The sequence below is a fragment of the Rufibacter ruber genome, assembly GCF_001647275.1.
GTDB lineage: Bacteria > Bacteroidota > Bacteroidia > Cytophagales > Hymenobacteraceae > Nibribacter > Nibribacter ruber_C.
The window spans coordinates 1-12,668 of the sequence record NZ_LRMM01000100.1 but is presented as its reverse complement, the minus strand read 5'-3'; the positions used below and the strand labels follow the sequence as shown (position 1 = coordinate 12,668).

The window sequence follows — 12,668 nt, the reverse complement described above, 5'->3', positions numbered from 1 at the left end:
ATGCCAGGTTTGGGCGGTTCTGCAGATAGTACTTGATCATCTTGCCCCATTTTTCCCGTGACTCCTTGCTCACCTTGGCCCAGCCGTACCCCGGCAAGTGTTGTCGGCTTCGGCCTCATAGTTGAGAATCACGCGGTGGCTCAACACATCTGAGGCAATCTCTTTAATGTCTTCTGGCAGCACGTAGTCCCGCTCATCAAAGAAAGCGACGGCTTTGGCGGCCAGGTTCAGGGCAATGCTCGCCCGCGGCGAAACCCCAAACTGGAGGTATTGGGCAAAATCAGTCAAATCATAATCTGCCGGCTTACGGGTGGCAAACACCAGCTCAATAATATACCGCTCCAGGGTCTCTGAAATCTGCACCTGGTTTATTTCGTTTCTGATGTCAAAGATGTCCTGCTTGGTGAGAATGGTGTTGACCGTGCTGGTGTAAGACAGGTTAGACATGCGGCGCATAACCTCCAGTTCATCTGCCTTAGACAAATAATCAACGTAGACTTTCATCATGAAGCGGTCTACCTGCGCCTCCGGCAGCGGGTAGGTCCCCTCGTGCTCCACGGGGTTTTGGGTGGCCAGCACCAGAAAGGGCAGGTCCAGCCGGTAGGTCTTCTCGCCTATGGTCACCTGCTTCTCCTGCATGGCCTCCAGCAGCGCGCTCTGCACCTTGGCGGGGGAGCGGTTCACCTCATCTGCCAGCACCAGATTGGCGAAGATGGGGCCTTTCTTTACCTCAAAGGCGCTGGAGCTTTGATTATAGATCATGGTGCCCACCAAATCTGAGGGCAATAAGTCTGGCGTAAACTGAATGCGCTGAAAATCAAGGTGCAGTACTTTGGCGAGCGTATTAATAGTTAAGGTTTTGGCCAAACCTGGCACCCCTTCCAGCAGAATATGCCCGTTGGTAAACAAGCCAATGAGCAGGCGGTTCACCATATACTGCTGCCCTACCACCACCTTGCCCATCTCTCTGAACACCTGCTTGATCTTAAGCTGGTGCTCCCGAATTCTCTCCTGGTATGTAAGTTCGTCAGTCTGCATTTCAAAAAGTTAAAAAGCTAAGGTAGGAAATCTGGGGCACATAGAGCAAACCTACCCTTATATTAGGAAGCGCCCGGTGTTTCAAAAATTTCTGCCCCGCGCCTTTGCCTCCCCCTACCACTCTGTTTTACCCGTTCTGTTTTAGGGCTGTTTTCGTGAAAACAGCCCTAAAACAGAAGCGTTCGCCCTCGCATTGACAAACGTCTAGTTTCCAAACGCAGTTCTTGTAGAATCAGGCACACCCAACCAAACACCGCGCTCCTTCCAGAGAAAGGCACCTGTCTCTTTTCTTTGCCTAATCTCTTTCACCTGTATACTGGCCAGCGGCACTACTAGAATATCTATATATAGAATAAACCATATAGATATATGATACTTTCCGCAAACTCCTCAAAGATTTAACGCAGAAAGGCACAATACCCATTTGATTATAGTACTCTTCTGAGGGGTCTATTTACTCACCGTCCAAAACCGAGTGTTCATCGGGTAGTCCCTTGGCTCTGCCTAAACCAGTTTCTGTTCATCGTGACCAGCCTTGGATTGACCGAAAACCAACCAGCTGCCACAAACTAAATGTTCAATTTTGCCCTGTCTAGGGAAACTGAAAGGTGCCTTTACCGGCCATTCTGGAAGTTGAATTGTGCGGCAGCCTTCGCCAAAGGCAGAACAGAAATCTTTAATCACAAGAAGTATATGGCACACTATCTCCGTTTACTCGTTTTCGCTTTGCTCCTGTTGCCTTTCACCATGTACGGTGAAGGCTCAAAGCAACTTACCCCAAACAAGTCAACCGCAACGCTCACCAGCACGCTGAACGACAAAGCGGGCTATTTGGCCCATGATGCCAACTTTCCCAGCGCCACTGGGGTGGCCATTACTTCCCTTAGCTTTTTAAAGCCCTACGGGTTTACCAGAAACGGCTCTGCGTATTCAGATGACCACCGGCTTACCATTAGAGTAAAAGCCGGTGAATACCTGTTATACGGGGTACACCGCACCATTCATGACCAAACCACTGCCAACCAGGCAGACCTGGTGCTTACCGTGAGGCGCCCGTCTGCCACAGACCCGGCAGGGATCATTGTGCAGCAGACCACCTTGACCCGCAACCAGAATTCTACCCGGCACATGCTGCTCAACACCAACCAGGCGGGTGTGATTGATGATGCCTCGCAGTCATCTATTGGCCCGTCTTATACATGGAGCGGGGTAGCCCGCAACACTGGGGGCTACCAGCCGCTCATCATCACGAACAATACCGGCGCAGACCAGGACTACTGGGTGGAGTTCACCCAGGTGGGTGAATCCAGCTGGACCGATGATGGCCGCCGGTTCTCTGTGTATGACTTCTGGGATTTCACCGTTATTGACGGAACGGGTGTGGAGCGCCAGGGCCGCATGCGCAGTAAGCTGTGGTCATTCTCTGCGGGAGGCACCAGCAATGTGTTCTCCAAAGATTTCAACATGTTCCCCCTGATCCCGAGCGCTGACCAGCCAGGCAAGTTCTTTGTAAAGAAAATAGAATTGGCAGGCATTGCCCCACAAAACTTCTTCCGGTTTGTGACCAACAGCTTTGGCTCTACCACAGCCGCCGGCAGTACCTATACAGCGCGAAGGAAATCACAGCTCAGCCAGACAGACTACCCAGAATACGCCAACTTCGTAACCAACCCAGATCCCAGCATCTGGCCCAGCGCTGACGCCCCCACCTTTACCGTAGGCATCTCCTCCAGCTGCAACACCGCAACGGGAGGCGGCAAGTCTGTTTTTAACCTGAACACCACTGAAAGCAGCACTTTTGTGGTCTTGATCAACCTGAACGGCGTTGACGGCTACCAAGCCGGTACTGCTGACGTGCTTTTAGAGTCAACCGGGGCCAAGGGTGCCCGCACCGTAGAATGGAACGGCCTCAACGGCCTGGGCCAGGTGGTAGCCAGAAACACCACCCTTAATTACTTCTTCCGGAACAACAGTGCGGCCGTGCATTTCCCGGTGTGGGATGCTGAGGCCAACGCAGACGGTTTCAGGGTAGAAGACGTGAGACCGGTTGCGGGTTCTAACTACAATGCCCTCCTGTTCTGGGATGACTCCAACCTGCCTACTACTTCTTTTCCGGCCCCGCAGACAGAACTCTTTGGGGTGGTATCTACCGCTGGTGTGCACCGCTGGGGATCTGCCTCTACCACGGCCGGGGATTTAAAAACCGTTAACACCTGGACGTACGGGTATACCGCCTCTACCACTCAGTCTGCCACGTTCAACTATGACTGCAGCGCAGATGTAGCGGTAACCAACACCGCCGCCACTGCGCCGTACACTATTGGCAAGTCTTTCACCTACACCGTTACGGTGACAAACAACGGCCCTATTGCCGCCAGCAACGTGCAGGTAACAGACAAGTTGGACGCAACCAAATTAGAGTTTGTAAGCTCTTCAGACGCAACCAACTACTCCCCTAGCACCGGTGTCTGGAATGTGGGCTCCCTGGCCATAGGAGCCTCCAAGACCTTAACCATCACTGCCAAACCGTTGGTATTGGGCACCATTTCTGCCACTGCCACCCAGACACACACTGAGCCTGACAACGTGGCCTCTAACAATAGCGCCACCGCCACCATTACCGTGCAGGCCGCCGCTGACATTGAGGTAAAGAATGTAAGTGACAAAACCGCTTATAACAACGGGGAATTGGTCACCTATACCGTGACGGCTAAGAACTTGGGCCCTAATGCGGCAACAGGGGTGGTGGTTACAGATAAACTGCCCGCTGGCTTAACGTTACAAGGCGCCGCTCCTGCGGGCTATGATGCCGCCACCGGTGCCTGGACCGTAGGGTCGCTGGCCCTGAATGAGACTAAAACGCTAACCCTGGTGGCGAGAACCCTTACCTCAGGCTCCATCACCACTACGGCTAGTTTAGGCAGCCGTACCGGGTTTGAATTAGATGAGAACAGCAACAATAATACTGCCTCTACCACTATCACAGTAGCCCCTTCTGCAGATGTGGCCGTGACCAGCATTGTGTCGGTCAGCAACCCCGGCCAGAATGAAGAGGTCATGTTTACCATTAAAGTACTTAATAACGGCCCTAATAACGCCTCCACTGTTTCGGTTGCCAATCAGATTCCGGCTGGCTTGACCATCACGAGTGCCAGTGCCAGTTTAGGCACGTTCAACGCCTCTACGGGTGTCTGGACAGTAGGAACCGTGGCTACCGGCGCTACCCAGACCTTGACCGTGTATGCTAAAGCCGCCAATACCGGCACTTATACCCTGTCTTCTACCCAGACCCATGCTGAGTTTGACAACCAGAGCAGCAACAATACCGCCTCCAGCACCATCACGGTAAAAGCAACCGCAGATGTGGCCGTGACCAATACTGTTACACCCTCTGCTGGCAGCACCTACGCCAATGGCGAAACGGTCACCTATACCGTGCAGGTAACCAACAATGGGCCTAGTGCCGCTACCAATGTGGTGGTAACAGATAATTTACCCGCTTCATTGACCTACAACAGCAGAACTATTTCTACCGGTACCAGCACCTTTGACGCCACCACCGGAAACCTTACCTGGAATGTAGGCACCTTGGCCAGCGGCGCAACCGCCACCATGACTATTTCCGCCACCATCAACCAGAGCGCCGTTATCACCACCACCGCAACGCAGACCCATACAGAGTATGACAATGTAAGTTCAAACAACAGCGCCTCAAACAGTATCAGATCTGGTAGCGGTGTGGTCACCGCAGACATTGCCGTTGCCGTATCTACGCCTAAGACTGACTATTACACCAAAGAGCCCATCCCTTTTAAGATTGTAGTTTCTAACGCGGGTCCAGACGCAGCCACCAATGTGACCATTGCCGCGGCGCTTCCGGCAGGGTTTACCTTTACCGGCACCAGTGGCACCGTAGGCACTTACACCAACGGCGTGTGGGAGATCCCCTCTCTGGCGGCCGGCACCACTGCTGAACTGATTGTAACCGGAACCCCTAATGTGGATGCCTCTGTGACCGGAGACAAAACCTATACCTTTACCGCTAGCCGCACCGGCACACCGGCTCAAACAGACAATGTCAGCTCTAACAACTCCGCCTCTACCGCTGTTGTTGTGCGCAAAACGGCTGAGGTGTCAACCTTTCTCACGGTGACCAGCAATGATCCCTCTGGTAATTATTACCACAACCTAACAGAAGCTACTTTCCGGATGACCGTCACTAACAACGGCCCAGATGTGGCAACTGATTTACAAGGCATGGATACCCGTACCGGCACCATCACCTTTATCCCCTCCAGCTTACTTGTTCCAGCCGGCACCACCTACTCTATGGCCACTGGTATGTGGCATGTGGGAACATTGGCTGTAGGAGAATCTAAAACACTGGAGCTAAAGGGGATTCCAAACGCTAATGGCCGTTTGTTTCTAGGGGGCGGCATTACAAATCAAACCCATTATGACCCCATCACTGAAAACAACCGGGCAGTGGCACTGCTGAACGTATTGCCAGTGGCCGAGCTAGCGGTCACCAACACGGCTGCGTCTCCTACCTTCTACAATGGCCAGGAAACCAGCTTCACCGTGAAAGTTCAAAACAACGGCCCAGACGCGGCTACAGGGGTGGTGATTGAAGACAAACTACCGGCTGGTTTAACCTTTGTGAGCGCAACGGCCAGCTCTGGCAGTTATGACGCCACCACTGGCCGCTGGACCCTAGGTTCTGACCTTCTGCCAGGCGCTGCGAATGCCCAAACGTTGGTGATCACGGTTAAACCACAAATGGCCACCGCTTATTCTACCACTGCTGCCGTAGTGGCCTCTAATCAATATGACAATATAGCCTCTAATAACAGCCAGACGGCGAGCATTCAAGGATCTGCCACGGCAGACATTGCCCTCAGCAGCAATGTAGCAAGCGGCCCCTACTATGTAGGCGGCCAGTATCTGGTCTCTATTACGGCATCCAACCTGGGTCCAGACCCGGCCACCGGCGTAGTACTGGCAGCTGGGGTTGCCCCCGGCCTGAAGCTGGTACCTGGCAGCTCAGTTACGCCAGCCGGCACCAGCATTGATATCGCCACAGGCCTCTGGATCATTGGAAACATGGGGGTGAACGAGTCAAAAACCATTACCTTGCTGGTAGAGCCCACCACCATTGGCGTCTTGAACAGCTTAGGCTACAAATACACCGCAAACGAATTTGACCCCAACGGCGGAAACACTCAGAATGGCAATAACAGCACAGTTGTGCACATTACCTCTGTTGACCGTGAAGCAACCTATACGTCCTTGTTTACCAGCAAGCATATGTTTGCCCTTAAGTCTGGTGACCATATTGCTGAAGCCAGTGACCCAGACGGGGTAATCCTGAATGCAAGGGTTATCAATGGTGCTTTACCGGCCGGCTTGCGTTTTGGCACCAATGGTGAGCTTGAAGTTGATAAGAGATTTGCATTGGTACCGGGTACGTATACCCTTACCATTGAAACATCTGATGCCGTTGGCGGTGTCTCAGAAAGCACTGTTACTTTCACTATCTCTAATGACTGGGATAACGATGGGGTTCCAGATGCCCAGGACTTAGATGCCAACAATGATGGGGTCTTCAACCCTCGTCTTGACAGTGCCACGTCCCCATTAGGCGACGCAGACAATGACGGCATTCCTAATTTTCTGGACATTGATTTCGTGCACCCTGTCTTTGGGGTTTTCCAGGACAAGAACAATGATGAAGCCAATGATGCATTTGACTTAGACCTGGATGGCCTCATCAACGAGTTTGACATTGACATTGACGGAGACGGCATACCCAATGCCGTAGAGGCCAATAGAGGCATTGTTCCCTCCAGCACTCTCTATGATGCAGCTGCCGGAATCTTTAAAGGAGCAGTGAGTGCCAACGGGATTCCTGTTACCGCCCAAACAGCCAACAATAGCGGAGTGTCTATCCTGCCTAACCCAGACTCAGACGCAGACGGCCAGCAGGATTATGAAGACCTGGATGCTGACAATGACGGCATCTCAGACAACTTGGAGGCACAGGCCACAGCCCGCTATGTTTTCCGCTCAGATTCTGACAGTGACTTTGACGGCCTGAATGATGCGTATGACCCTACTACCGGCGGCATTGCCATTGTGCCCATAGACACAGACAAAGACAAAACGCCAGATTACCTTGACAGAGACAGTGACAATGATTTGTCAGAAGACTATGTAGAGGCGTTTGATGACAACGGAAACGGCATGTCTCTTGATGATCTCAAGGCCCGCGCCACTCTGTTTGAGGAGCTGAATAACAAAGGCTGGTACGTGAATTCAGACATGGGCACTGGCACAGTACCCAACTGGCTGAAACTGAAAGACGGCTACCCAGCCTTCTTAAACAAGTCCTCCAGCTACTACCATGACTCAGATCATGACGGATTAGTTGACTTGTTTGACACAGACAACGGCGGCCATACCGTTTCCATGCAGACCGGCTCAGACAATGAGTACGCTTTCCGTTCCACAAGTGCCACCACCGTGCTGCCGGTCACGCTGGTAAGCTTTGAAGCGAAGTCTCAGGCGCAGGGCGTGCTGCTGAGCTGGGTAACCGCCTCAGAGAAAGACAACGAGTACTTCCTGGTGGAGCGCAGCGCAGACGGCAGGAACTTCAGCACCGTGGGCAAGGTGGCCGGCAACGGCACCACCAACCAGAAGATGAGCTACAGCCTGCTTGACAAGAGCGCCTTCACCGGCACCGCCTACTACCGCCTCAAGCAGGTAGACTATGACGGCAAGTATGAGTACAGCAAGGTCATCTCTGTGAAGGCTACCGCCGTGCCCGTGGCCCAGGTGAAGGTGAGCTTCTACCCCAACCCCACCAGTGACGTGGTAAACCTGGACCTGACGGCAGTAACCGCCGCCAGGGTAACCATAACGGTTCACGCGCTAGACGGAAGACTGGTAGAAACCCAGGAGGTGCCAGGGGCCTCAGTTCAGAAACTTGATCTCTCCAAGGTAGCAGTGGGCACCTACCTTATAAAAGTAAGAAGCGCTGCCACAGACACTACCTTAAAGGTGATAAAACGCTAAACGCTTGTTTATAAATTGATTTTGCAGGTGAAAACGGGGAGCGAAAGGTTTTTCTACAGCGTTCATTGAGCAGCAGAGCACCGCATGGTGCGAGGCAACCGGGAGGTCAGGTTCTTTTGCCCCGTTTGCAGCGCAAAAGTCAGATTTTAAACACGCGTTAAGCGAGCACACACCCAATAAAAAAACAGGCCTTTTCTGAGGCCTGCTTTTTTATTTAAGAATATGGTTGGGAGGCGGCTCCGCCGAAAATGCAAGGGGGTATCAGATTTCTGTTTTCGCCTGTTTTCCGGAAAACAGGCCGAAAACAGAAATCCCTGACGTGCCACCCGCTTTTACTCTTCGTCTTCCAGGTAGTAGTCTCCTACGTGCCCTTCAGCAGACTCATCACTGAAACGGGTAATGTCTTTCATGAAGTTGTCATGGATCTCCTTAATCTTAGGGGAGACGGCGCTGTACTTCTTCAGGACCTTGGCAATGAGGCTGGCCTCCTCCAGGTAGAACATGTCATCAACGGCATCTGTGCCTTTGTCAATGTCTACCTTGAGCAACTCGGCCTGCAGGTCCATCATCTGGGCGTCATCCTCACCGTACATGATCAGGGTACCGTGCAGCTTGCTCAGCATCTCGTTGAACAACTCCCCCTCATACGGCAGGTTTACCTCCTCATCGTCATCTGGACCAAAACCGCCTTTCCCATCTGCAAATTCATCTTCGTCATCATCAAAGGAGAACTCATCATCAAAATGGCTATTCTTGAAGTCATCCTCATCATAGCCGTATTCGTCATCATAGTTGCCGCGTGGTGCCATCTTTGTACTGTTTTAGTCGCTGTTAAATAAGTGTTAGGACCCTGCCGTTGGCGGTCTCCTTTTTACGAAGCCACCCCAAAAAATGGCGGTCAATTTCCGTGAAAACTTTTATTTGTTTTTCCCGTTTTCGGGCTGTTTTCGCAAAAATAGCCTAAAAACGAAATTCCCCTACTCTTGCCCAAAAACTTTCCCTGCCCCCTCTGCCGCGCCTGCTGAGAAGTTTACCGCCCTTTCTCCCCCAACCCGCGTATTGTCACTATCTTACCCTCTTGACACGGACCTACCATGACGCACCAGACGGACCTCTCTACTTTACTTAACCGGCAGAAAGCTTTCTTTCATGCGGGCCATACGCGCACCTATGCCTTTAGAAGCCAGATGCTGCAACGGCTGCAGCAGGCCATTATTGAGGAGGAGCAGGCCATCACTTCGGCCCTGGCCGAAGATTTTGGCAAGCCTGCCTTTGAGACCTACGCCACCGAGATGGCCATACTGCTAGCTGAAATCAGGTTCACCCGGAAACACCTCAAAAACTGGATGGCGCCCCGCCGCGTTCCCTCCAGTTTCCTGAACTACCCCTCCAAAGACTTTATTTACCCAGAGCCGTATGGGGTGGCGTTGATCATTGGGGCGTGGAACTACCCGTTTCAACTCACGCTGGCTCCGGTGATTGGCGCCATTGCCGCCGGCTGCTGCGCCATTCTCAAGCCGTCTGAGCTTACCTCGGCCACCAGCGCCGTAACAGCCAAACTGCTGCGCACGTATTTCCCAGATGACTACCTCACTGTGGTGGAAGGCGGGGCAGACACAAGCCAGCAGCTCCTGCACCTGCCGTTTGACAAAATCTTCTTCACGGGCAGCGTGCCTGTAGGCAAGGTTGTGGCCCAGGCCGCCGCCCAGCAGCTCATCCCGGTCACGCTGGAGTTGGGCGGCAAAAGCCCCTGTCTGGTAGATGAGACCGCTGACCTGAAGGTAACGGCCAGGCGCATTGCGTGGGGCAAGTTCATCAATGCCGGGCAAACCTGTGTGGCCCCAGATTATCTGCTGGTGCACAAAAGCATTGAGCAACCGCTGCTGGAAGAACTGAAAACCGCCCTTACCCATTTTTACGGCACCTCACCCAAACAAAGCCCAGACTACGCCCGCATTGTCAATGACCGGCATTTCCAGCGGCTAAGCCAGCTTCTGCTGGGCGGCACAGTGTTCGCGGGCGGCGAAACAGACGCAGACGAACGGTACATAGCCCCCACCCTGCTCACCAACGTTTCCTGGCAGGATGCCGTGATGCAGGAAGAGATCTTTGGCCCCCTGCTGCCGGTGCTTACGTACACCACACTGCCAGACGCCCTTGAGCAGGTCAACGCACAGCCCAAGCCGCTGGCCCTTTATTTTTTCTCCAGAGACAAAAAGGCGCAGGAGCAGGTGCTGGCGCAAACGTCGTCGGGCGGGGCTTGTATCAATGAAACCGTGTCGCATCTGGCCAACCCGCACCTGCCCTTTGGCGGCGTAGGCCCCAGCGGCCAGGGCAACTACCACGGCAAGTACAGCTTTGACGCGTTCTCCCACCAGAAAAGTGTGTTAAAAAAGCCGTTCTGGCCAGACCTGCCGCTGCGGTACCCGCCGTACCTGAAGAAGCTGGGCTGGATGAAGAAGGTGTTCAAGTGGATTTAACTTCTTGCCCCAGAAGACAAAAGCCTTCTATGTATTCCAGCCACAGCCCTAAGAGCCTATGAAAATTTGGTTTAACAGCCGGCGAACAACACCGCATTCGGTTCTGGCGCAGCACTTATTGGACAGCATGGCAGCGCTGTTGGGGCAAAAAAGGCAAAGCCCGGTTCTTGCGAGGCTGATTTACAGCACAAAAGCAAAATTTAGACCTCACAAGGCCTGTCTCAGCAAACCAGAATCTATCTGTCTCCATCATTTCTAAAGCAGAAGCAGCACAACTTTAAAAATATTTATTTTTATTTAATTATATTTCCTCTTATTCTTACCAAACAATAGAACACAGTGGAACAAGACTGGGCATACCCCTACTTTTAAACTAAAAATCACAGGCATGGCACACCCAAAAATGACCTAACGGCAGAAGCTATTTCCTAAATTAAATCTTGAAGACTCTGTTCTGTTTTTCGCTGTTTCTTGAAAGACAGGCCGAAAACAGAGAAAAATCTCTACCCGTGCAGAACCGTACACCTTCATCAGGCATTTACGAGACAGCCTCCCTGGCTCTCCCTTGCAGAAGCCAAACAATGAATAGCTATACCCGCCACTCCTCTAACTATAATCCGCAAAACCGGCTTCACATTAACCGCATTGCCCTTGCCAACTACGCACCAGGGCTTGCATCCCCCAAAACGCCACCACCCCTTCATTTCCCCACCCAGGCGACTCCCTGTGCTCTGCATTTTTTTAACCAACCATAACATGACAAAAACCGCACAAGCTTTTTTCAGGAAACCTTTATCCCTGGCTTTCTATTTCTGCATGAGCCTTGTTGCCTGCAAATCTACCCAGGTAGAAAAGGCAGCTGATGAAAATTCTTTCCAGATTGTAGTGTTGCCAGACACTCAATATTATACCGCCCTCAAGCATGGCGGCACCATGGAAATGTTTGAGGAACAGATCAAGTGGATCAAACAAAATCAAGCCGCCGAGAAAATTGCGTATGTGGCCCACGTAGGCGATATAGTAGACCACGGCAGGGCCAAACCCGAGGAGTGGGACCGCGCCCGCAAGGTTCTCTACCAACTGGAAGCACCCACCAAGGACCTCCCCTATGGTATTCCTTACGGGGTGGCAGTAGGCAACCACGACCAGACTCCCAACGGAAACCCCACCGACAGCAGCACCCGGGTAGGTTTTGAACAATTCTTTGGGCGCAAACATTTTGAGCCCCGCCCTTATTACGGTGGCGCCCACGGCTCTTCAGACAGTAATGACAACCATTATGATTTATTTTCGGCCGGCGGCTTGGATTTTCTGGTGCTCTACCTGGAATACAATGAACCCGGAGACAGTGAATACAACGCTGCGCTGGAAAAGGAGGTGCATGACTGGGCCGAAAGCATTTTAACCAAACATGCCAAACGCAAAGCCATCATTGTGAGCCATAGCATCCTGGCCCGCCCTGCCGGCAGCAAGAGCAATGAGGTTGCCGGCACGGGCAACAACAGCACCCCCAGCAAGTTTACCCCGCAAGGGAAGAGCATTTACGAGCGGTTCAAGAAGTTTCCCAACGTTTTCATGATGCTTTCCGGCCACCGCTCCGGAGAAGGCCTGCGCCGCGACGAGTTCAACGGCAACGTCATAAAGTCTTTCTTAGCAGATTACCAGTCCAGGACCAGTGAACCAGGCAAGCGCAACGGCGGAAACGGCCTCATGCGCCTAATGAAATTTGACCTGAAAGCACAAACTATTAGCGTGCGCACCATGGCCCCCCGGGCCAACGGCAACCACCTGTGGGAGGAAGACGAGGACAGCCAATTCACCGTGCCTCTGTTTAAATAACTCAAGTTGAAATTTATTAAAGTTGCCATCACAAGAGGGGAATCATCTGCAAAAGCGGCAGGAAAATGCCCTTCTCTGAAAGGGCAGGGCGGTTATCACAGCAGGGCAGCAAGCATCAGAACTTGGGTTAAACAGCAATCTGCCACAGCAACCTCTTTTGATGTGCTGTTTTCTAAACTTTGATTTCCCAAAAACCAAAGCCAAAAGGTTACGGAAAAAGCATCGGGACCCAAAATC

At 52.4% G+C, this 12,668-nt stretch carries 5 protein-coding genes; 3 read left to right on the top strand and 2 right to left on the bottom strand.

The window, feature by feature from the left end; translation table 11 throughout:
- Positions 1–69 precede the first annotated feature (69 nt).
- The gene (locus tag A8O25_RS21005; protein ID WP_066839411.1) at positions 70–1,038 is read right to left on the bottom strand and encodes an AAA family ATPase; all 969 of its coding nucleotides are present in this window, start codon (positions 1,036–1,038) and stop codon (positions 70–72) included.
- A 693-nt stretch (positions 1,039–1,731) separates the two neighbouring features.
- Between A8O25_RS21005 and A8O25_RS21000 the strand changes: the two genes are divergently transcribed.
- Complete coding sequence (locus A8O25_RS21000) at positions 1,732–8,112, top strand: T9SS type A sorting domain-containing protein (protein ID WP_161947808.1); 6,381 nt, start codon at positions 1,732–1,734, stop codon at positions 8,110–8,112.
- Positions 8,113–8,444: 332 nt separating this feature from the next.
- On the opposite strand, the gene A8O25_RS20995 is transcribed toward A8O25_RS21000, so the two are convergent.
- On the bottom strand, positions 8,445–8,921 hold the full coding sequence (locus A8O25_RS20995; RefSeq protein ID WP_066839404.1) for a hypothetical protein: 477 nt from the start codon (positions 8,919–8,921) through the stop codon (positions 8,445–8,447).
- Between the two features lie 285 nt (positions 8,922–9,206).
- On the opposite strand from A8O25_RS20995, the gene A8O25_RS20990 reads away from it, so the two are divergent.
- Together A8O25_RS20990 and A8O25_RS20980 are read left to right on the top strand one after the other, a co-directional pair.
- A complete protein-coding gene (locus A8O25_RS20990; protein WP_066839403.1) occupies positions 9,207–10,592 on the top strand; it encodes an aldehyde dehydrogenase in 1,386 nt (461 codons plus the stop codon).
- Between the two features lie 756 nt (positions 10,593–11,348).
- Positions 11,349–12,431 carry a metallophosphoesterase gene (locus A8O25_RS20980; protein ID WP_066839401.1) on the top strand — a complete coding sequence of 361 codons (1,083 nt, stop codon included), beginning with the start codon at positions 11,349–11,351 and terminating at the stop codon, positions 12,429–12,431.
- The last annotated feature ends 237 nt before the right edge of the window (positions 12,432–12,668 follow it).